The 21,462-nt window shown below is 67.4% G+C and carries 16 protein-coding genes and 2 pseudogenes; 8 read left to right on the top strand and 10 right to left on the bottom strand.

The window, feature by feature from the left end; all coding sequences use genetic code 11:
* A pseudogene (locus F3J10_RS14670) lies at nucleotides 1-206 on the top strand (RND transporter); the annotation flags it as partial.
* Between the two features lie 487 nt (nucleotides 207-693).
* Nucleotides 694-1,644, top strand: coding sequence for a LysR family transcriptional regulator (locus F3J10_RS14665; protein ID WP_025101429.1), 951 nt, complete (start codon nucleotides 694-696; stop codon nucleotides 1,642-1,644).
* A gap of 42 nt (nucleotides 1,645-1,686) precedes the next feature.
* Here the strand turns inward: F3J10_RS14665 and F3J10_RS14660 are convergent, their stop codons facing one another.
* Complete coding sequence (locus F3J10_RS14660) at nucleotides 1,687-3,183, bottom strand: sigma 54-interacting transcriptional regulator (protein WP_275691699.1); 1,497 nt, start codon at nucleotides 3,181-3,183, stop codon at nucleotides 1,687-1,689.
* A gap of 242 nt (nucleotides 3,184-3,425) precedes the next feature.
* Here F3J10_RS14660 and F3J10_RS14655 point away from each other — a divergent pair.
* Both F3J10_RS14655 and F3J10_RS14650 read left to right on the top strand, forming a co-directional pair.
* A pseudogene (locus tag F3J10_RS14655) lies at nucleotides 3,426-4,064 on the top strand (MBL fold metallo-hydrolase); the annotation flags it as partial.
* Nucleotides 4,031-5,701 (top strand): FAD/NAD(P)-binding oxidoreductase, encoded by a 1,671-nt coding sequence (locus F3J10_RS14650; RefSeq protein WP_240155599.1) that lies wholly within the window; start codon nucleotides 4,031-4,033, stop codon nucleotides 5,699-5,701. The pseudogene F3J10_RS14655 and the gene F3J10_RS14650, both read left to right, overlap by 34 nt.
* A 100-nt stretch (nucleotides 5,702-5,801) precedes the next feature.
* On the opposite strand, the gene F3J10_RS14645 is transcribed toward F3J10_RS14650, so the two are convergent.
* The 4 genes from F3J10_RS14645 to F3J10_RS14630 all read right to left on the bottom strand — a co-directional run bounded on the left by F3J10_RS14645 (nucleotide 5,802) and on the right by F3J10_RS14630 (nucleotide 9,898).
* Nucleotides 5,802-6,620, bottom strand: coding sequence for an ABC transporter permease subunit (locus tag F3J10_RS14645; RefSeq protein ID WP_013698200.1), 819 nt, complete (start codon nucleotides 6,618-6,620; stop codon nucleotides 5,802-5,804).
* On the bottom strand, nucleotides 6,617-7,546 hold the full coding sequence (locus F3J10_RS14640; RefSeq protein ID WP_025101433.1) for an ABC transporter permease subunit: 930 nt from the start codon (nucleotides 7,544-7,546) through the stop codon (nucleotides 6,617-6,619). Before F3J10_RS14640 ends, F3J10_RS14645 begins: the two co-directional genes overlap by 4 nt.
* Nucleotides 7,543-8,694, bottom strand: a complete 1,152-nt coding sequence (potA, locus tag F3J10_RS14635) for a polyamine ABC transporter ATP-binding protein (protein ID WP_025101434.1) — start codon at nucleotides 8,692-8,694, stop codon at nucleotides 7,543-7,545. Before potA ends, F3J10_RS14640 begins: the two co-directional genes overlap by 4 nt.
* A 109-nt stretch (nucleotides 8,695-8,803) precedes the next feature.
* The gene (locus F3J10_RS14630) at nucleotides 8,804-9,898 is read right to left on the bottom strand and encodes a polyamine ABC transporter substrate-binding protein (protein ID WP_025101435.1); all 1,095 of its coding nucleotides are present in this window, start codon (nucleotides 9,896-9,898) and stop codon (nucleotides 8,804-8,806) included.
* A 526-nt stretch (nucleotides 9,899-10,424) separates the two neighbouring features.
* On the opposite strand from F3J10_RS14630, the gene F3J10_RS14625 reads away from it, so the two are divergent.
* Together F3J10_RS14625 and F3J10_RS14620 are read left to right on the top strand one after the other, a co-directional pair.
* Nucleotides 10,425-11,753 (top strand): phospholipase A, encoded by a 1,329-nt coding sequence (locus F3J10_RS14625; protein ID WP_167242372.1) that lies wholly within the window; start codon nucleotides 10,425-10,427, stop codon nucleotides 11,751-11,753.
* Nucleotides 11,754-11,802: 49 nt separating this feature from the next.
* Nucleotides 11,803-12,006, top strand: coding sequence for a DUF1289 domain-containing protein (locus F3J10_RS14620; protein WP_025101436.1), 204 nt, complete (start codon nucleotides 11,803-11,805; stop codon nucleotides 12,004-12,006).
* Nucleotides 12,007-12,108: 102 nt separating this feature from the next.
* On the opposite strand, the gene F3J10_RS14615 is transcribed toward F3J10_RS14620, so the two are convergent.
* From F3J10_RS14615 to F3J10_RS14595, 5 genes are all read right to left on the bottom strand, one after another.
* Nucleotides 12,109-12,750 (bottom strand): OmpW family outer membrane protein, encoded by a 642-nt coding sequence (locus F3J10_RS14615; protein ID WP_166912028.1) that lies wholly within the window; start codon nucleotides 12,748-12,750, stop codon nucleotides 12,109-12,111.
* A gap of 65 nt (nucleotides 12,751-12,815) precedes the next feature.
* Entirely contained in the window at nucleotides 12,816-14,006 is a 1,191-nt protein-coding gene (locus F3J10_RS14610) for a nitronate monooxygenase family protein (RefSeq protein ID WP_167242371.1), read from the bottom strand.
* Nucleotides 14,007-14,122: 116 nt separating this feature from the next.
* Nucleotides 14,123-15,313, bottom strand: coding sequence for an aspartyl protease family protein (locus tag F3J10_RS14605; protein WP_167242370.1), 1,191 nt, complete (start codon nucleotides 15,311-15,313; stop codon nucleotides 14,123-14,125).
* 240 nt (nucleotides 15,314-15,553) lie between these two features.
* Entirely contained in the window at nucleotides 15,554-17,146 is a 1,593-nt protein-coding gene (locus tag F3J10_RS14600) for an ABC-F family ATPase (RefSeq protein WP_025101440.1), read from the bottom strand.
* 286 nt (nucleotides 17,147-17,432) lie between these two features.
* Nucleotides 17,433-19,742: an AsmA family protein gene (locus tag F3J10_RS14595; RefSeq protein WP_167242369.1), complete on the bottom strand. Its 2,310-nt coding sequence runs from the start codon at nucleotides 19,740-19,742 to the stop codon at nucleotides 17,433-17,435.
* A 132-nt stretch (nucleotides 19,743-19,874) separates the two neighbouring features.
* Between F3J10_RS14595 and F3J10_RS14590 the strand changes: the two genes are divergently transcribed.
* Nucleotides 19,875-20,594: an ATP-binding cassette domain-containing protein gene (locus F3J10_RS14590; RefSeq protein WP_167242368.1), complete on the top strand. Its 720-nt coding sequence runs from the start codon at nucleotides 19,875-19,877 to the stop codon at nucleotides 20,592-20,594.
* Nucleotides 20,591-21,409, top strand: a complete 819-nt coding sequence (gene fetB / locus F3J10_RS14585; RefSeq protein WP_025101443.1) for an iron export ABC transporter permease subunit FetB — start codon at nucleotides 20,591-20,593, stop codon at nucleotides 21,407-21,409. Before F3J10_RS14590 ends, fetB begins: the two co-directional genes overlap by 4 nt.
* Nucleotides 21,410-21,462 lie beyond the last annotated feature (53 nt).

Raw genomic sequence — 21,462 nt, 5'->3', positions numbered from 1 at the left:
CCGCGGCGCGCGTGCGGCTGGGCGCGCTGCCGCCGTCGGCCGGCCGCGCCAGCGAGCAGCAGTATCGCAATGCGCAGCTCAATGCGATCCGCGCGACCAGTTCGCGGCTCGCGGACACGGCGCGGCTGTTCCAGGCGATGGGCACGCCGCCGGATCCGGCGGGCAAGCTGGCGGCCCAGCCGGCGCCGGACGCGGCGGCTAAATAGGCGAAGCGGGCAAGGACGGTGGCGTGCCCGGCGGCACTGCCATCATTGCGGGATTTCCATATCATCATTTCGTCTCGTGAATGGAATCCCGCATTCCGTCCGATGAATAAATGGACGGATTCGAACACAAAACTCCCAATAACTTTACTAAACAACACTTTACTAAAACGCCGCGAATTCCCACCGATGCCGCGATTCATCCCGAGCAGGATCCAATCGCGATTTCCCGTGCCGAACAGGCCAGCCCACGCGACTTTCCGCCTTTCATCCCGCCCCTTCCTCTGGATTGTGAATCGAATTTTCGATCACGACATTCCGATTCGTTCAAACGGTAATCGCCGCCGATTTGCCGCGCAACACCCTCAGAGTCTGAGATTTCGAAGGGATTAGTGTTTTCCCGTGGATTAGCCGTGTTATTGTTTTTCCGGGCCATTCAAACGCATCCGTTTGACTCCGTTTCCTCAATAACCATACGAACGAGCTTCCAATGGACACACTCGTCAGCATGCAGGTATTCCGCCATATTGTCGAAATCGGCAGCTTCGTCGGTGCAGCCGAACGAATGGGCATGTCGTCGGCCATGGCGAGCAAGCACGTCGCGCATCTGGAAGGCCGGCTCGACGCCCGGCTGCTGCATCGAACCACCCGACGCGTTTCCCTGACCGAGGCCGGACGTGAGTACTACGAACGAGTGGTGCCGGCGCTGATCGAGATCGACGAGGCCAGCCAGTCGGTCAACACCGAGGGGATCGTGCCGCGCGGGCGGCTGCGCGTGGTGTCGCCCTCCTCGTTCGGGTTGCGGCACCTGGTGGGCGCGGTCACCGACTACACGGCGCGCTACCCGGAAGTGAACGTCGACGTGGCGATCTCCGATCGCGTGCTCGATCCGGCCGACGAGCGCTACGACATCGCGATCCTGGTCACGCCTTCGAGCACCAAGCCCGCCTCGCCCTTCGCGCGGCCGCTGGCCACCGCGCAGATCCTGTTCGTCGCCTCGCCGGCGTATCTCGCCGAGAACGGCACGCCGGCCACCCTCACCGACCTGGCCGCGCACAACATCCTGCAGGACAGCAACGGCGCGGGGCCGCTCGACTCGATCGCACGCGAGGCCGCCATCGCCTCGCGCGTCGCGCTGAACAGCAACCTCAGCGTCAACCAGCCGGAAGCCTTGCGGATCGCCGCGGTCAACGGCGCCGGCATCGCCCTGCTCGGCACCGACGTGGCCGGCGACGACATCGATGCCGGTCATCTGGTGCCGCTGCTGCGCGACGTCTCGCCCACCCGCCGGCTGTCGATCCACGCCACGCTGGGGGCCAGCCCGCGCGCCTCCACCACCAGCCGCTCGTTCGTCGACTTCCTGGCCGAGCGTTTCGCGCAGCGCCCGCTGTGCGCCTCGCTGGACCCGGTGCCCGCCGCCGCGCCGATGGCGCTCGCCTGACGCCGGCGCGCGGCCCGCTCGGCCGAAGGTATCCGCGAGGAATCAGAGGTCGCGGCCCGCAAGACCGAGCGCGCGCATGCGCCGATACAGCGTGCGCTCGCTGATGCCGAGCCGCGCCGCCAGCGCCTTGCGCGAGCCGCGAAAGCTGCGCGCCACCTGGCGCAGCGTGTCGTCGTCGGGCGCGCCGCGCGCGAGGCCTGCCTCGGGCGGCGCCTGCAGCGCCAGCGGCAGGTGCTCGGCGCGGATCACGCCGTCGTCGGCGAACAGGCAGGCGCGCTCCAGCACGTTGCGCAATTCGCGGATATTGCCGGGCCAGGCATGGGCCTCTAGGCAGGCCCGCGCGCTTTCGTGCAGCGTCCAGGGACGCGCGCCGGGCCGGCCGTCTGCAATGCGGCGCAGGATCGACTCGGCCAGCAGGCCGATATCGCCGGGCCGCTCGCGCACCGGCGGCAGTTCGATCGGAAAGGCGCTGATCCGGTAGTAGAGATCCTGGCGGAAACGGCCGTCGCCGATCATCTCGCGCAGCGGCTGGTGGGTCGCCGCGACCAGCCGGAAGTCGGCGCGCAAGGCCTCGATGCCGCCCACGCGCCGGAACGTGCCCGACTCGATCAGCCGCAGCAGCTTGACCTGCATCGAGGCCGGCACGTCGCCGATCTCGTCGACGAACAGCGTGCCGCCCTGGGCCGTCTCGACCAGCCCGGGCTTGCGCTGGTTCGCGCCGGTGAAGGCGCCTTTCTCGTAGCCGAACAGCTCGCTCTCGAACAGCGACTCGGCGATGCCCGAGCAATCCACCACCACGAAGGGCCCCGCCGCGCGCGGGCTGGCCTCGTGCAGGGCCCGCGCGAACAGTTCCTTGCCGGTACCCGATTCGCCGAGCAGCAACACCGGCAGCATCGAGGGCGCGACGCGCTGCAGGGCCGACAAGGCGCCGTTGAAGGCATCCGAGCTGCCGACCAGGCCGCCCGCGCTGGGCCGCGCGGAGGCGCTGCGCACGGTGGTCAGCCGCTCGACATAGGCCACCACCGCCCCCTCGCCGTCGAACACCGGGCGCATCTCGACATCCACGTGCTCGGGCCCGCGCGGCGTGTGATGGATATGCAGCACGCGCGAGGCCGCGCCCGACTCGAGCGCCGCGCGCATCGGGCAGTGCTCGCCGGCCTGGTCGCAAGGCACCTCGTAGTGATGCGAGACGCGATAGCAGTGACGCCCGACGTGCGCGCGGCCGGCGCCGCCGAACTGCCGCTGGTAGGCGCCGTTCGCGGCGAGGATCCGGTAGTCGGGATCGACCACGATCATCGGCTGCGGATCGTGCTCGAGGTAGGAAACCAGCGCGCCGAGGCCGGCCGGCGAGGTGGCCGGCACGCTCGCGCCCGATGGAGCGGCGGCGGCCGTCGCCGGTTCGAGCGGCACGATCGGTTCGAGCGGCACGATCGGGATCGTGCGCCGGGCATCGGCAACGCGCTCGGCGCGAGGCTGGCCGGCAGCCTCGGCAAGATCGGGCGCGGGCATGGAGCGATGGGAGGGACGACGCGTGGACATGGAAGCAGGCTCGGGCGGCCGCGGCCGCGAAGGGACAGGCACACAGGACAAACGAATCGCCGCCGGCGCCGACACGACAGGCCGACGGCGGCGACTGCCAATTCTGCCATGACACTGCCATCGATGGCAGCAATCCCTCGCGCGCCGCCGCCTTCGTCCGTCACGGCGCTTCCCGGTGCTCGAAAAAATCTCCGTCATATCAAATAATTAAGCGAAACACGCGCCAGCCTTGAAGAGCTGGCATGCATCTTGTCTCGATTCCCTGTTTTCCGCTTTCGGAGTGCCGTTCGATGTCCGCCCCAGCCTTCACCGTCGAGTCGTTTTTCGATCCCGCCACCAGCACGGCCACCCATGTCGTCCTCGACACGGGCTCGCACGAGTGCGCGATCATCGACTCGGTGCTCGATTTCGACCCGAAGTCGGGCCGCACCAGCCACGCCAGCGCCGAGCGCGTCGCCGAGCACGTCGAATCGCTCGGCGCGCGCGTGCGCTGGCTGCTGGAAACCCATGTGCATGCCGACCACCTGTCGGCCGCACCCTGGCTGCAGGCGCGCCTGGGCGGCGAGATCGCGATCGGGCGCAACGTCACCCAGGTGCAGAAGGTATTCGGCGCGCTGTTCGATGCCGGCCCCGGCTTCGTCGCGGACGGCCGCCCGTTCGACCGGCTGATCGACGAAGGCGACACGCTCGCGCTGGGCGCGCTCGCGATCCGCGCCATCCACACGCCGGGCCACACGCCGGCCTGCATGACCTACCTGGTCGCGCGCGCGGACGGCGGCTCGGCGCCGGCCGAGACGGCCGCCTTCGTCGGCGACACGCTGTTCATGCCCGACTACGGCACGGCACGCTGCGATTTCCCCGGCGGCGACGCACGCTCGCTCTATCGCTCGATCCGCAAGGTGCTGAGCCTGCCGCCCGACACGCGCCTCTATCTGTGCCACGACTACCAGCCCGACGGCCGTCCCGTGTGCGTGGTGACCACCGTCGCGGCGCAACTGCGCGACAACATCCATGTCCACCAGGGCATCGACGAGGACAGCTTCGTGGCGATGCGCACCGCGCGCGATGCCACGCTGGCGATGCCGGTGCTGATCCTGCCCTCGGTGCAGGTCAACATGCGCGCCGGGCAACTGCCCGAGCCGGCGCCCAACGGCATCCGCTACCTGAAGCTGCCGATCGACGCGCTGTGAACCGCGCCGCCCCCAACTCGCATTCCCCCGAAGGAGTCCGAACCATGTCCGCAACGTCCTCGACGATCGGCAACGCCGGCGTGCCCGCCGCACGCCACGACATCGTGATCGTCGGCGCCGGCGCCGCCGGCATCGCCACCGCGGCCAGCCTGCTCAGGCGCGAGCGCTCGCTCGACATCGCCCTGGTCGACCCGGCCGGCACCCATTACTACCAGCCGGGCTGGACCCTGGTCGGCGGCGGCGTGTTCGAGGCGCCGGCCACCGCCCGGCCGATGGAAGCGGTCCTGCCGCACGGCGTGACGCGCATCCGCGCGGCCGTCGCCGCGTTCTCGCCCGAGCAGGACCGCATCACGCTGGAGGGCGGCGCGAGCATCGGCTACCGGCAGTTGATCGTGTGCCCCGGGCTGGAGCTGAACTGGGCCGGCATCGAGGGGCTGGCGGACACGCTCGGCAAGCACGGCGTGACCTCGAACTACCGCTACGACCTCGCGCCCTATACCTGGCAACTGGTGCAGGCGCTGCCGCGCGGGCGCGCGATCTTCACCCAGCCGCCGATGCCGATCAAATGCGCGGGCGCGCCGCAGAAGGCCATGTACCTGTCGGCCGACCACTGGCGCCGCGCCGGCCGCCTGAAGGACATCGAGATCGAGTTCCACCTGGCCGGCAACGTGCTGTTCGGCGTGCCGGACTATGTGCCCGCGCTGATGGATTCGGTGCGCGGCTACGGCATCGACCTGCGTTTCGGCGACCAGTTGGTCGCCGTCGACGGGCCGGCCCAGCTCGCGCGCTTCCGGCGCGCGCGCCCCGAGGCCGAGGGCGGCGGCAGCGAGGAGATCGAGCGCGAGTTCGACCTGCTGCACGTGGTGCCGCCGCAGCGCGCGCCGGGCTTCGTGCGCGACAGCGCGCTGGCCGACGCGGGCGGCTGGGTCGACGTCGACCCGGCCACGCTGCGCCATCGCCGCTACGAGAACATCCACGCGCTCGGCGACGCCACCAACACCAGCAATGCCAAGACCGCGGCGGCCGCGCGCAAGCAGGCGCCGGTGGTGGCCCACAACGTGCTGGCCGCGCTCGGCCGCGCGCGCGGCGTGGCGCGCTACGACGGCTACGGCTCCTGCCCGCTGACGGTCGAACGCGGCCGCGTGGTGCTGGCCGAGTTCCTCTATGGCGGCAAGCTCGCGCCGACCTTCCCCGGCTGGCTCAACGACGGCACGCGCCCCTCCAGGCTGGCCTGGTTCCTGAAGGAGAGCCTGCTGCCGAGGATCTACTGGAACGCCATGCTCAAGGGCCGCGAGTGGTTCGCTCGGCCGGCGATCAGCGAAGGCTGAGCCCCCCCTCGCAAGCCTCGTCAACGACGAAAAGCCCGGCTTCGCTTTGGCGAAGCCGGGCTTTTTCATGCGCAAGGGCGAGGCGCTCGCCTCGTCCGGATCAGACGGCGGCCGCGAGCCGGCGCCGTTCCTTGCGCAGCATGAACATGTTGGCGGCCACCACGCCGATCGTCACCGCCGCGATGAACAAGGTGGCCAGCGCGTTCATCTCGGGGTTCAGGCCGAGCCGCACGCGCGAGAACACCACCAGCGGCAGCGTGGTCGAGCCGGGGCCGGACAGGAAGGCCGACAGCACCAGGTCGTCGATCGACAGCGTAAACGACAGCAGCCAGCCCGACACCAGCGCCTGCGAGATCAGCGGCAGCGTGACGGTGAAGAACACCTTCAGCGGCGTGGCGCCGAGATCGAGCGCGGCCTCCTCGAGCGAGGGATCGAGCTCGCGCACGCGCGACTGCACGATGATCGCCACGTAGGACAGGCACAGCATCACGTGGCCGAGCCAGATCGTGAACATGCCGCGCTGCGCGGGCCAGCCGATCCACTTGGCCAGCTCGATGAACAGCAGCAGCAGCGAGATCCCCTGGATCACCTCGGGAATCACCAGCGGCGCATTGATCATGCCCGAGTAGAGCGCGTGGCCGCGAAAGCGCCCCATGCGCGCCAGCACGTAGCCGGCCCAGGTGCCGATCACCACCGAGGCGCAGGCGGTCAGCACGCCGATCTTCAGCGACAGCCAGGCGGCCGCGATCAGCTCGTCGTCGCTCAGCAGCGCCGAGTACCAGCGCGTCGAGAAGCCGGACCAGACCGTCACCAGCTGCGACTCGTTGAACGAGTAGACGATCAGGCTCAGGATCGGGATGTACAGGAAGCCGAAGCCGAGGGCCAGCGCGACCAGGCGCAGATAACGATTCGGCATCATTTTCGACGGCCCTCCAGTTCCTTCGCCTGGAAGTGCTGGAACGCCGCCATCGGCACCAGCAGCAGCAGCACCATCGCGCAGGTCACCGCCGAGGCCATCGGCCAGTCCGCGTTGTTGAAGAACTCGTTCCACATGACGCGGCCGATCATCAGCGTGTTCGCGCCGCCGAGCAGTTCCGGGATCACGTATTCGCCGACCGCCGGGATGAACACCAGCAGGCAGCCCGCGATGATGCCGTTTTTCGACAGCGGCAGCGTGATGGTCAGGAAGGCCTTCCAGGGCTTGGCGCCGAGATCGTAGGCGGCTTCCAGCAGGCGCAGGTCCATCTTCACCAGGTGCGCGTAGAGCGGCATCACCAGGAAGGGCAGATAGGTGTAGACCATGCCGATGTAGACCGCCACGTTGGTGCGGTACAGCTCGATCGGCACGTGGATCAGCCCGATCCAGATCAGGAAGTTGTTGAGCAGGCCGTTGTTCTTCAGGATCCCGATCCAGGCGTAGACGCGGATCAGGAACGAGGTCCAGAACGGCAGCATCACCGCCATCATCAGCAGGTTGCGCGAGGCCGGGTTCGAGCGCGCGATGTAGTACGCCATCGGGTAGCCGAGCAACAGGCAGAGCAGCGTGGTGACCGCCGCCACCCACACCGAATTCACGTAGGTCGCGAAATACAGGCTGTCGGTGAACAGGAAGGCGTAGTGCGCGAGGTTCAGCTTGATCGTCAGCGCGCCGTCGGCGAACGAGGTCAGCTCCGTGTAGGGCGGAATGCCGAGCTCGAGCTCCGCGAAGCTGATCTTCACGACCAGCACGAAGGGCACCGCGAAGAACAGCACCAGCCACAGGAACGGCCCGGCGATCACGGCCGAGCGCCCGCTCAGGCCGAGCTTGCGCACCGGCCACTGGAAGAACGTCGACAGCGCGCTCATGAGGTCAGCACCACGCCGGCCGAGGCGCTCCAGCGCACGTAGATCTCGTCGTTCCATTCGGGCGTGTCGATCTCGGACAGCGCCAGGCTGGTGGCATTGGCGATCACGGTCTTCCCGGAGTCGAGGCGGATGTGGTACAGCGAGTAGCCGCCCATGTAGGCGACGTTGGTGATCACGCCATGCGCCCAGTTGTAGGCGCCCTCGGCCGGCTTGCGCGTGAGCGCGATGCGCTCGGGGCGCACCGAGACGGTCACGGCCATGCCGAGCGGCCCGGTGATGCCGTGGCTCACGTGCATGCGGCACGGCAGGTCGGGCGACTCGATGTAGACGTAGTCGGGCTCGTCCTCCACCACCTTGCCCTCGAACAGGTTGGTCGAGCCGATGAATTCGGCCGAGAAGCGGCTGTTCGGGTATTCGTAGACCTCGCGCGGCGCGCCGATCTGCACGATCTCGCCCTCGCTCATCACCGCGATCCGGTTGGCCATCGTCATCGCCTCCTCCTGGTCGTGGGTGACCATCATGCAGGTGACGCCGACCTTGTCGAGGATGTTGACCAGTTCGATCTGGGTGCGCTGGCGGATCTGCTTGTCGAGCGCCGACATCGGCTCGTCGAGCAGCAGCAGCTTGGGCCGCTTGACCAGCGAGCGCGCCAGCGCCACGCGCTGCTGCTGGCCGCCCGACAACTGGTGCGGCTTGCGGCTCGCGTAGCGGCCCATCTGCACCAGTTCGAGCGCGTCGCGCACGCGTTCCTTGAGTTCGGCCCTGGCCACGCCCTCCTGCTTGAGGCCGTAGGCGACGTTCGCCTCGACCGTCATGTGCGGGAACAGCGCGTAGGACTGGAACATCATGTTCACGGGCCGCTTGTAGGGCGGCATCTGGGCGAGGTCCTCGCCGTCGATCAGGATCCTGCCCGAGGTGACGGTCTCCAGCCCGGCCAGCATGCGCAGCAAGGTGGACTTGCCGCAGCCGGAACTGCCCAGCAAGGCGAACAGTTCGCCCTTGCCGACCGACAGATTGACCTGGCGTACCGCGGTGGTGTCGCCGAACTGCTTGACCACGTCGACGATCTGCACGAAGTTCGCGGCGTGGTCGGCCTGCGCGGCGGGGGACGGCGCGCCGGCGGACGGCATGCGCGACTGGCTATTCATGATCTGCTGCATCACTCCTGCGTGTTACCAGACAAAGGCGATTGAAGACGAACAAAGCCCCCGGGGGTACCAGGGGCTTGATGGGGCGGGTTCGATTCCGGGCCGAGGCTCAGCGTCCGGACTTGAACTCCGTCCAGAGCCGCGTCTGCAGGCGCTGGATTTCAGGCGGCAGCGGCTTGAGCAGGAACAGCGTCTTGACCACGTCGGCCGGCGGGTAGACCGCCGGATCGTCCGCCACGTCCTTGCTCACGAACTGACGCGCCGCCGAGTTCGCGCTCGGGTAGTAGACGGCGTTGGTGATCGCCGCATGGACCTTCGGATCCTCGATGTAGTTGATCCACTCGAGGGCCGCTTCCTTGTTCTTCGCATCCTTGGGGATCGCCATCACGTCGAACCAGACCGGCGCGCCGCCCTTCGGGATGTAGTACTCGACCTTGTAGGGCTTCTTCGCTTCCTGCGCGCGGTGCTTGGCGATCACCACGTCGCCCGACCAGCCGAACGCGAAGCAGATGTCGCCGCCGACCAGGTCGTTGATGTAGCCCGAGGAATTGAACTGCGTGATGTACGGGCGGATCTTCTTGAGCATCGCCATCGCGGCCTGGTAGTCGGCCGGCGAGGTGCTCATCGGGTCCTTGCCCAGGTAGTGCAGCGCGGCCGCGAACATCTGGTCCGGCGCGTCGAGCACCGACACGCCGCAGGCCTTCAGCTTGGAGATGTTTTCCGGCTTGAACAGGATGTCCCAGTTGTCCAGCGGCACCTTGCCGAGGATCTGCTGCGCCTTGTTCAGGTTGTAGGCCAGGCCGGTGGTGCCGTAGGCCCAGGGCACCACGTACTTGTTGCCCGGATCCGCGCCGGCCACCAGGGCCATCAGTTGCGGATCGAGATTCTTCAGGTTCGGCAGCTTCGACTTGTCGAGCGGCGCGAAGATGCCGGCAGCGATCTGCTTGCCCGCGTAGTTGCTGGTCGGCACCACGATGTCGTAGCCCGAGTTGCCGGTCAGCAGCTTGGCCTGCAGCGTATCGTCGCTGTCGTAGTTGTCGTAGCGGACCTTGACGCCGCTTTGCTTCTCGAAGTTCGGGATGGTGTCCTTGGCAATGTAGTCGGACCAGTTGTACACATTGAGCTGCGTGTCCTTGGCCGTCGCCGCCGTTGCGGCCACGCACAGCGAGAGGGCCATCAACCGGCCTGCCACCTTTGCTTTCATCCCGTTCTCCCGTCCGGCCGAGCTCCGGCCGGTATCGACTGTGTCGTCACGACGGCGTCGCCTCGGCAACCCGTCCCTCAAAACCCCGAAAAGTAACACTAATCCCGTGGTGTCACAAAAAAATCGCATCGCTGTCGCGCAAACGGAACACCGGTTTCCGGCAGGGCCGCCGCGCCGCCCGCGCTCCCGAACGGGATCGGGAAGTGCGCGCATTTTATCGGGTTATGGACGGCTGTCCACCCGAAAAAATGTCGGGTCGAGGATGGGCTCGACCCGTTGCCCGACTCCACGCAAACCAGCTTGGCACGCGCGCCGGTACCGGGCCCATGGCGGCGCGACCGAAGCTTGCGATCAAACGCCACGGGGCGCGCCCTCACCTCGCTCGCGGCCAAGCCGGGCGGGGCTCCCGCCACCGATCCGATTCGACCCTGCGACTGAATTACAATATGCCGACCCTTCGCAGTGTCCGCGCAGTATCCGTGTTGCGACACGACTTTCCACCGTGCCTCGTCAATCCATCGATCTCATGCGCCACCGTCCCGTTTCCGCTGCTTCCGCTCTCTCCCGCGCTTTCGCTCACGTCCCGTCATCCGCCGCTCGCCGGCACCCGCTCGTCATCCTGGCTTCCGCCGTCGTGCTGGCCTTCGCGGCCAATACCGCGCAGGCCACGGTAGCCCTGGTGCAACCGGCGCGCGAAGCCGCAGCCGATGCACCGCTCACGCTCACGCTGATCTACTCGGACGATGACGCGAAACCGCTGCCGGTCAGCGTGCCCGACACGCTCGAGGTGACCGTGACCAATGCCGAGCAGCCGCCGGTACCCGTCAAGCTGCTGCGCGAGGCCGGCGTGCCCGAGCGCTTCACGCTGAAGGCGGGCCAATACCGCAAGGTGAGATTTTCCGCGCCCTGGCCGGACAGCGCGCGCGGCACGGTGACCATCACGCCGGTGGGCTTCGACGCCTCGGCGGCCGTGGTGTCGCTGAACCGCAGCGCCAATCAGTTCGCCGTGGCCCGCGCCGAAACCGCCGAGGCGCACCAGGCCAGCCCTGCCGGCGTGGCAGCGGCCGCCTCGGGCGTGGCCGCCACCGCCGGCACGCCGCAGCCGACCGGCGACGCGCTGACCACCGGCGCACAAGGCCTGCTGTCGAGAATCTCGTACTACGAACCGATGTACATCGGCGTGGGGGTCAACGGCGACGTCAGCGCCAAGCTGCAGTTCAGCTTCAAGTACCGGCTGCACATGCCCGACAACCCGGCCTCGCGCTCGCTGCTGGACAATCTCTATTTCGCCTACACGCAGACCTCGATCTGGGACCTGTCGGCCGATTCGAAGCCGTTCCGCGACACCAGCTACAAGCCGCGGCTGTTCTACTACGTCGCAGACACGGGCCTGCACAGCCCCTGGTTCACGCGCATGGGCTTCGCCGCCGGGATCGGGCACGAGTCGAACGGCAAGGCCGGGCCGGATTCGCGCAGCCTCAACATCCTGTTCGTGCAGCCCACCTGGGAATTCGGCGATCTGACAAGCTACCACTGGCAGGTCTCGCCGATGCTTTATTACTACCTGGGCATCAGCGACAACCGCGATATCGCCGACTACCGCGGCTACATGGACCTGGTCGTCAAGTACGGCAGCCCCGACGGCTGGCAACTGTCGACCACGCTGCGCAAGGGCACCCACCACTGGTACGGCAGCGTCGACACCCAACTCTCCTACCCGCTCGCCAAGCTGTTCGGCAATGCCTGGGGCGGTTATGTCTGGATCGGCTATTTCAACGGTTACGGCGAGGACCTGCTCGACTACAACCAGCGCCAGCACTGGATCGCGCGGGTGGGCGTGAGCATCGCGCGCTGATGCTTTACCATTACGCATTGCCGCACCAGCCCGGATCCAACGACGCACCATGAGCTCCAATCTTCACGACAAGCCCGACAGCCCCTGCATCGGCGTCTGCTCGACCCTGTTCGACGACGTCTGCAAGGGCTGCGGCCGCACCGCCTTCGAAGTGGCCAACTGGGTTTTCATGAGCGAGGAAGAAAAGGCCGCCGTCTGGGAGCGCATCACGCTCGACGGCACGGCCATGCGCTTCAAGTACGACAAGCTCTGAGCCTCCCGCCCGCGCCGCCGGCTCGTCCTTCGCGCGCCGGACGCAAAAAAGGCGGCACGCGAACCGCCGTGCCGCCCAACCCCAACGCTTGAATCCGTTCGATCAGAACTTCATGCCGACACCGAACCCGACGATCAGCGGGTCGATGTGCAGGCGGCCGATCGATTGGCCGCCGAGCGTGGCATCGGTATGCATCCAGAGCTTCTTGATGTCGAAGTTGACGAAGAACTGCTTGCTGACCTGGACGTCGACGCCGAACTGCAGCGCGGGCCCGAAGCTGCTCTTGTGGACCGCCACACCCTGGCTGCCCACGTGCAGCCCGTCGTTGTAGAAGAAGGTGTAGTTCAGGCCCGCGCCGATGTACGGGCGAACCCGGCCCGCATGATTGAAGTGGTATTGCAGCAGCAGCGTGGGCGGCAGCACGTTCACGCCGCCGAGCGGGCCGAGATTCGAATTGACCTGGTGGCGCGAGGTACCGAGGATCAGCTCGACGCCGAGATAGTCACGAATCATGTAGGTGAAATCGAGTTCCGGCACCAGCGCGTTGTTCACGCCGGCGTTGATGTCGGACAGCGTGCCGCTGCCGCGATCGGCCGGCATGATTTCGATGGCGCGCAAGCGCATCAGCACATCGCCCTGCGCGATACCCTGCCCCGGCGACGCCGCCTGGGAAACCGACGGCAGCATCGCGAACACACTTGCGCAGGCCAGCGCGGAAACGATGCAACGGATTTTTTCATTCATGACTTGAGCCCCCTGAGAACGGTATCGATTGTCCGGGGGCATACCTGGCGACGCGTTGACGCCCATCAAGCCAGCGAAAACGTAGGACGGTTTGTCGCAGGCTCGGGCGCGGTGCCGGTCAGCAGCAGCGCGAGCAGGTCGCGCACGCTGCGGATCGCGTTGCCGAAGGGCAGCGCTTCGCGGCCGCGGAAGAACAGCCCGTTGGCGACGTCGCCGCGCAGCGCGGCGGCCAGGCGCGTATCGATGCAGAAGTGCCCGAAGCGCTCGATGCCGTCGCGCAGGCCGCAGACCGACAGGCATTCCAGCGCGGTCGGACAACGCTGCCGCAGCGCGCCGAGCTTGCTGCGAATCCGCGCCTCGTGGCGCAGGTAGCGCTCGAGCCAGGGCGTGCGCACCGCGCGCGCCGGCAGGCCCGTGACGCTGATGAAATCGACGATGTCCTCGGGACGCGCCTGCACCAGCACCTGCTTGAAGGCCGGATGCGCATCGCCCTCCTCGGTGACGGCGAAGGGCGTGCCGACCTGGACGCCGCTGGCGCCGAGGCCGAGCGCCTCGCGCACCGCCTGGTGGCTGTTGATGCCGCCGCCGACGATCAGCGGGATCGCCTCGCGCGCGAGGCCCAGCGCCTCGATCGTCTCGCGCGTCTCGCCGAGCACGCGCGCGAAATCGAAGCGCGCGTCGTTGGCCTCCTCGATGCGCGACACGCCGAGATGGCCGCCCGCATGCGCGGGGTGCTCGATCACGATCGCATCGGGCAGGCGCCCCTTCTTCATCCACTTCTTCAGCACCAGGGCGATGCCGCGCGCGTCGGACAGGATCGGGATCAGCGCGATATCGTGCCCTTCGGTCAGCTCGGGCAGGTCCAGCGGCAGGCCGGCGCCCATCACGATCGCGTCGGCGCCGGCATCGCAGGCGAGGCGCACATAGTCGGCATGGCTGCGCACCGCCTTCATGACATTGACGGCGATCATGCCGCGCCCCTCGCTCCAGCTACGCGCGCGCTCGATCTCGCGGCGCAGCGCCTCGAGGTTGGCCGCCTCGAGCGTGTCGCGATCGGGCCGGGCACGGCAGCGCGCGAGCAGGTCGGCATGGTGATGGCGCAGGTCGATGCTCGCGATGGTGCCGAGCGCGCCCTCGCGCGCGACACTGCCGGCGAGCCGATGCGCGGATATGCCCACGCCCATGCCGCCCTGCACGACGGGAAGCAGGGAGCGGCCGCGGATCGTCAGCGGGGCGAAGGGAGTGGCAAGCGTCATGGTGAGCCTCGTACGGGCAGCGTCGAAGAAGGCTCGATGATCGGGGAATGGCGGATACGGGGGTTGACGCGCGTCAAGCGCAAGCTGCGGGCTGGGCCGCCGTATCGCCAGGCAAACTAGGGGGAGATCAGATCCCGAAGCGCGATACTGACTGACCGATCGCCGCTCGGTCGACGGATGAGAATGGGCGCTGTCGACACTTGCGGATCTTGAAACATGGTTCTTATCTTGAACAAGGTCCCGGCTTCAGCGCGAAGGGAACCCACCTTGACAATGACGTCGCCGGCCTGGATTCCGGCTTTTGCCGCGGGTCCGTTCGCCGTTACATCCACGACCTGAAGCCCGCCTTGTCGAGATAGCGCCAACCACATGCCACTTCGATCATAGCGATCGGGAACATTGGATTGCGCAGGCTTCGAAAGCCACATCAGTTGGCGGCCATAGTCGAAGGAAACCGTAAATCGCTTGAGGATCCCCATGCCGATGCTTCCTGCCCGATCGCCCCGGGTGAAGGCGCCGGACTTCTGCAGCGAGAGGCGCGTGACGGGCGCCGGCACCGGAAGCTTGCCAATCGAAAAAACGGGCGGCCGGCCGACGATGCCGAGAATCGGCCCGCCCTCCCCGTACCCGGTCATTGCCTGGACGGTCGTACCGATGTGCTCGTCCAGGCGATAGGCCCGCCAAAAGGCACCGAACAGCGTCAGGCTGAACCGATCCCCGGTATCGACCTGAAACAGCGCCGTTATGCCATTCACCGAAGCGCTCACGAGCGGCATGCGGTTCTCGTCCAGGGAGAAGGGGACCGGAATCGCACCCGCCACGGGCTTGAACTGGTCCTCGGGCTGGATGGTCAGTTGCTTTCCCGCGGCATCCAGCGTCAGAACGTATTTCCTGAACAGCTCCGCCCCGAGCACGCCGTCGAAATGCCGGAAACCCATCACGCGGCCGAGGCGGCTCGTATCCATCGCCGGAACGTCCAGGGCGCCGAGAGAGAACGCACCCACGCTCAAATCGTCGAGGTGGACGATCTTGAAGGACAGGGCTTGCTCGCCGGCCCCCGTTCCCGTCCCGGCATGGACGGCGGCCAGCTTCAGCTGCTCCGCCAATCCGGTACTGACGGTCGAGCTCGAGGACCCCGTATCCAGGATGAAGGAGAACGGACCTTTTCCATCGACCTTCGCCTCGACAAAGGGGCGGTTATCGAGGATCGATAGCGGCAGCACCTGGCCTTGGGGAGCGACATGAGCCGATGCCGCGCAGACGACAGAACCACACCACCCGATCAAGGCCAAACGTGTGAGACGCATATGACTCCCCCCTCATTGGAGCGGCCTGCCATCGATCGAACCCGACGCAGACGGAATAACCAAGGAAAAAGGCTGGCACCGACAGATCGTCGGTGCCAGCCTTTTCGCAGCCATCTCAGCCAGGCACGGTTCGTTCAACGGCAAATCGCAGCTGCCGTCCCGGGCATCTCCGCTCGCCTCCCCCCGCCCGACTGGCTCCAACATGACAATCGGAGCCGATGAACGAGGGGCGTGAGGCAATCAGGCCTTTTCCTGCGTCGCCAGGAAGTCCTCGTAATTACCGCCGAAGTCGTTGAGCGTGCCGTCGGTGCGCACCTCGATGATGCGATTGGCCAGGCCGCTGACGAATTCACGGTCGTGCGAGACGAAGATCAGCGTGCCCTCGAACTGCTCGAGCGCGATCTGCAGCGACTCGATCGACTCCATGTCCATGTGGTTGGTCGGCTCGTCCATCAGCAGCACGTTGTGGCGGCCCAGCATCAGCTTGCCCCAGATCATGCGGCCCTTCTCGCCGCCCGACAGCACCTTCACCGACTTCTTGATGTCGTCGGAGGAGAACAGCAGGCGGCCCAGCGTGCCGCGCACCATGGTCTCGTCGTCGCCTTCCTTGCGGTAGTTGTCGATCCAGTCCATCAGCGTGACGTCGTCCGGGAACTCCTCGTAGGTGTCCTGCGGCATGTAGCCGACGTTCGCGTTCTCGGCCCACTTGACGCTGCCGTGGTCGAGCTCGAGATTGCCGAGCAGCGCGCGCAGCAGCGTGGTCTTGCCCGCGCCGTTCTCGCCGATGATGGCGATGCGCTCGCCCGGCTGCACCGACAGGTTGAAATTGCTGAAGATGGTGCGCTCGTACTTCTTGGTCGCCTCTTCCGCCACCACCGCGATGTTGTGCAGCTTCTTCTCGAACTCGAAGCGGATGAACGGGTTCTGGCGCGACGAGGGCTTGAATTCCTCGATCTTGATCTTGTCGATCTGCTTGGCGCGGCTGGTGGCCTGGCGCGCCTTGGACTTGTTCGCCGAGAAGCGGCGCACGAAGTCCTGCAGTTCGGCCACGCGCTCCTTGGCACGCGCATTGGCATTGGCCTGGCGCTCGCGCGCCTGCGCCGAGGCGAGCATGTAGTCGTCGTAGTTGCCCGGCCAGACCTTCAGCGTGCCGAAGTCCATGTCGGCCATGTGGGTGCAGACCGAGTTCAGGAAGTGACGATCGTGCGAGATGATGATCATCGTCGAGTTGTACTGGTTGAGCGTGTCTTCCAGCCAACGGATCGAGTTGATGTCCAGGTTGTTGGTCGGCTCGTCGAGCAGCAGCACGTCGGGCTTGGAGAACAGCGCCTGCGCCAGCAGCACGCGCAGCTTCCAGCCGGGGGCCACCTCGCTCATGGTGCCGTTGTGCAGCTTCTCGTCGATGCCGATGCCCAGCAGCAGCGCACCCGCGCGCGCCTCGGCATCGTAGCCGCCGAACTCGGCGAACTTCGCCTCCAGCTCGGCCGCGTGCATGTAGTCGTCGTCGGTGGCTTCCGGGTTCGCGTAGATCGCGTCGCGCTCGGTCATGGCGGCCCACATTTCCGTGTGGCCCTGCATCACCACGTCGAGCACGCGCACGTCCTCGTAGGCGAACTGGTCCTGGCGCAGCTTGCCCAGGCGGATGTTCGGCTCGAGCGCGACATTGCCGCCGCTGGGCTCGAGATCGCTGCCGAGGATCTTCATGAAGGTCGACTTGCCGCAGCCGTTCGCGCCGATCAGCCCGTAGCGGTTGCCCTCCCCGAACTTGACCGAGATGTTCTCGAACAGGGGCTTGGGCCCGAATTGCATCGTGATGTTGGCGGTAGAAAGCACAGCGTGGCCTGTTAAGTGGTAGATCGACGTAAACCCGACATTTTAGCAGGTCTCGGTGACGCACTGTGCCTGGTGCCGTCGGCGGGCGGATGCTGGGAAATCGGGCGGGATCGCGGTGCCTTGGACGCGGCGCGGCGGGGGTCGTGCGAATGGGCCGGGGCCTCGACCCTATTTGGCGTCGTCCGACATGGCAGGCAGGTTCCGCGCATGGAAGGGACGGCGCGAACCCGACAAGACGCCGGCGTCGCGCGGGCTCGGGTCCTCGCGCGACGCCGGCGCCGGCACTTCAATGCTTCTTCGCGCCCTCGGCGGCCGCCTTCTTCATCTGCTGCGAGGCATTGAGCTGCGCGAACAGTTCCGAGCACGGCACGTCGCGGTTGTTGCTCGGCGCGATCAGCGGGATCAGCGCGGCGAACGGGTTGATGATGCCCAGGCCCACCGCCGCGCCGGCCCGCAAGGCCAGCGCGCCGACGTTGACGCCCACCTTCGGGTTCTTGAAGGTGCCCTTCACGTAGAGCGGCGAACGCAGCGAGAACACGCGGAAGCCCTTGGTCTGCGGATGGATCTGCAGGTCCATGCCCTCGTCGCGCAGGTTCACGTTGCCGTCGACGCGGATCACCGCGTCGTCGGTATCGAGCGCGAACAGCTTGGAGTTCAGGATGCCGTCGGTGGCGACGAAGTCGACCGCCGCGCAATTGATCTTCACGTCGCGATTGCCGAACAGCTTCTCGTAGACCACGTTGGCGACGTTGAGCCCCGCCGCCTCCATCAGCAGCCGGCTGATCGCGCCGTCGGTGACCAGCGCCTTGACCTCGCCCGTCGAGGTGGCCGCGAGCGCGGCCGGCGAGTTGCCGGAAGCCGCCAGCGTGGCGTCGCCGTTGATCTCGCCGAAGGCCGATTGCATCACCTTCGCGGTCGGGAACAACTGCTTGAGCTTCAGGTGCCGCGCGGCCACCGAGAAGCGGCCCTTGAGCGGCGTGCCGCTGCCGTCGAGCCGCGCCTCGGTGGACAGCGTGCCGCCGGCCACACCGAAGCGCAGCGGCGTGAGCGAGAGCACACCGTCCTGCATCACGATATGGGTGTAGAGATCGCTGATCGGCAGGTCCTTGTTCTTGACCAGCTTGCGGCCCGTGAACTTCACGTCGGCGTCCAGCGCCTTCCAGCGATCGGTGCGGAAGGTCTCGACCGGCAGCACGCGATCGGCCGGCTGCTTGGTGGTGTCGCCGCGCGCGCGCTTGCTCGAAGCGCTGTCAGCGCCCACCACCGGCGCGAGATCCGAGAACTGCAGCAGGTTCGAGACCAGCTCGCCCGAGAGCAGCGGGCGCGGCGCGCGCTGCGCATAGCTGAGCGTGCCGTGCAGGTCGCTGCCGCCCACCCGGCCGTCGAAGTTCTCGTAGCGGAAGGTGCTGCCGTTGCGGCGGAACTGGCCGATCAGCCGGCCTTCGGTGGCATAGGGTGGCGTATCGGGCAGGGTGACGCCCGTCAGCGCGTACAGATGCGACATGCTGGTGCCCTGCAGCCAGAGCCGCAGGTCGATGGCAGCGAGCTGCATCGGGTCGGTCAGCGTGCCGACGATCGCCAGACGCGTGTCGCCGGCCTTGATGTCGGCCTGCAGCGGGAACGGGCGGCTGGCGTCGCGCACCGCGAGCACGCCGCCGATCTTGCCGGTGCCGTCGATCGGCACGTTCTTGTAGCGGCCCTTCACCACCAGGCCGAAGGCATAGGTCGGCGCGGGCGGCGTGGCAGCGGCACCGCTGGTCGCCGAGGCGGCAGCCACCGCGGCATCGGCGGACGAGGCGCTGCTCGCGGCCGAGGCGGACGTGGTCGACGCGTCGCTGGCGGACGCCGTCGAAGCCGGCGCGGTCGAAGCCGACGAGGCACCCGAAGCAGCGGAAGCCGCAGCGGCGGCCGAAGCCGCCTCGATCTTCTTCGTCAGTTGCGCGGCCCCGGCCTTGCCGACGCGCTGCGCCGAGGCCGCGCGCGAGGTGGCCTCCTGCTGCTTGAGCACCTCGCCGAGCGGGATCGGCTGGCCGAGCGTGTCGATCGCGACATTCAGGTCGGCCTTGGTGATCGCGTCACGATAGCTCACCGTGCCCTTGGCGAAACCGAAATCGTGAAGCTCGACCTTCCAGGTCGACGGCTCGCCCGACTGCTTGAAGGAAAAGGTCCAGTTGTTGCGGCCGTCGGCGAGCCGCTCGATATCGAGCGCGGGATTGACGATGTCGATCGAGGGGATCACCACGCGATGCGCGAGCAGCGGCAGCACGGCGAGGTCGAAATGCGCGGCGTCGAGCGTGGCGAAATGCGGGGATTTCGTCCAGTCGGGATTGCCGATCACGATGTTGTTGGCGGTGAAGCTCGGCCAGGGTATCCAGGCGCGCCAACCGGTTTCGCCGGAGGGGCGACGCCAGCCGACCTTGAGGTCGCCCTGGATCGCGAACGGCCGGCCGATCTCGGTGCTGACGCGTTCGTTGATATACGGCCTCGCGCGATTCCAGTCGAACGTGAGGATGAAGACGACGAGCGCGGCGATCAGCACCAGGATGATGCCGACGATCCAGGCCGCCGATTTGCCGATGACTCGGGTAAGCGTCATGCCGGGCTCCAGTTTTTTCTTATCGAGACAAGACATCGGGCGCAAGGCCGCGCCAGACGACTTGCAAGCAGGTTATCGGTATTATGGCATCGCGCGCGAGGCGTCCTTCTCCCTTTACCATTTCTTGCATTTATGACAGCAGCCGGCCTGATCGAAGCCCGCGGCCTGACCCGTCGCGACCCAGTCTCGCAAAGGGTGTTGGTGGCGCCGACCGACTTTCTCCTCGCCCCGGGCATGCGCGTTGCTGTCACCGGTCCGTCCGGATCGGGCAAGAGCGTGTTCCTGCGCGCGCTCGCCCTGCTCGATCCGATCGACGGCGGCGCCCTGCTCTGGCGCGGCGCACCGGTTGCGCGCACATCGATCACGCGCTACCGCCGCGGCGTCGCCTATCTGCGCCAGCGCCCTGCCGTCTTCGACGACGGCAGCGTCGAGGATCTGCTGCGCTACCCGTATTCGCTGGCCGTCTATGGCGACCTGCGCTTCGATCGCGCCCGCGTGGCCGAGCTCGCGACCCGCGCCGGCCGCGCCGACGATTTTCTCGACCAGGCCGCCAGCGAACTGTCGGGCGGCGAGGCGCAGATCGCCGCGCTGCTGCGCGTGCTGCAGCTCGAACCCGAGGTACTGCTGCTCGACGAACCGACCGCCGCGCTCGATCCCGAATCGGCGCGCGCGGTCGAGACGCTGGTGACGGCCTGGTTCGAGGCCGCGCCCGAGGCGCGCGCCTATATGTGGGTCTCGCACGATCCGGCGCAGGCGGCCCGGGTCGGCTCGCGCCAGGTAAGGATGCGCGCCGGCGTGCTCGGCGACGCCGACGAGCCGGGCAGCCGGGGCCAAGACGGGGCAGCGCGATGAGCCCGGTACTGCAGGACCTGAGCCTCGGCGACGTGGCGATCGCCGCCGCGCTGGTGGCGGTCAACGGCGCGCTGTCCTTCGCGCTGTCGCTGGGCCTGGGCCGCCAGTTGGCGATCGCCGCGGTGCGCACCGTGGTGCAACTGCTCGCGATCGGTTACGTGCTGGGCTGGGTGTTCGGTCATCCGAGCTGGACCGTGGTGCTGCCGCTGATGATCCTGATGACGCTGGTGGCCGGCTTCGCCGGCGCCGCGCGCGGCGAGCGCACCTACGCGGGCCAGCGCATCGACAGCATCGTGTCGATCTGGGTGGGTTCCTGGGCGGTCGGCGCGGTCGGGCTGTTCGTGGTGATCCGCATCCATCCCTGGTACGAGCCGCAGTATGCGATCCCGATCCTCGGCATGATCCTCGGCAATGCGCTGACCGGCGTCGGGCTCGGCGTCGAACGCATGACGGGCGAGCTGACCGCGCGGCGCGACCGCATCGAGACCGCGCTGGCGCTCGGCGCAACGCGCTGGGAAGCCGCCCGGGACGCCGCGCGCCAGGCCGTGCGCGCCGGCATGCTGCCGACCCTGAACCAGATGGCGGTGGTCGGCATCGTCAGCCTGCCGGGCATGATGACGGGCCAGGTGCTGGCCGGCCAGCCGCCGCTGCAGGCGGTGCGCTACCAGATCGTGATCATGTTCCTGATCGCGGCGGCCTCGGCGCTGGGCACGGTCGGCGCGGTGCTGCAGACCTACCGGCGCCTGTTCTCGGCCGACCACCGCTTCCTGTCCGCGCGCCTGGTCGAGCGCAAGCCGCGCAGGAAGCGGCGCTGAACGGCGCCTCGGCGAGCGGCCGAGGAGAGACGAGGCAAGGCTTACGGCAGGCG

The organism is Burkholderia sp. Cy-637 (assembly GCF_011753175.1).
GTDB lineage: Bacteria > Pseudomonadota > Gammaproteobacteria > Burkholderiales > Burkholderiaceae > Burkholderia > Burkholderia gladioli.
This window is presented reverse-complemented; position numbering and strand designations above follow the sequence as displayed.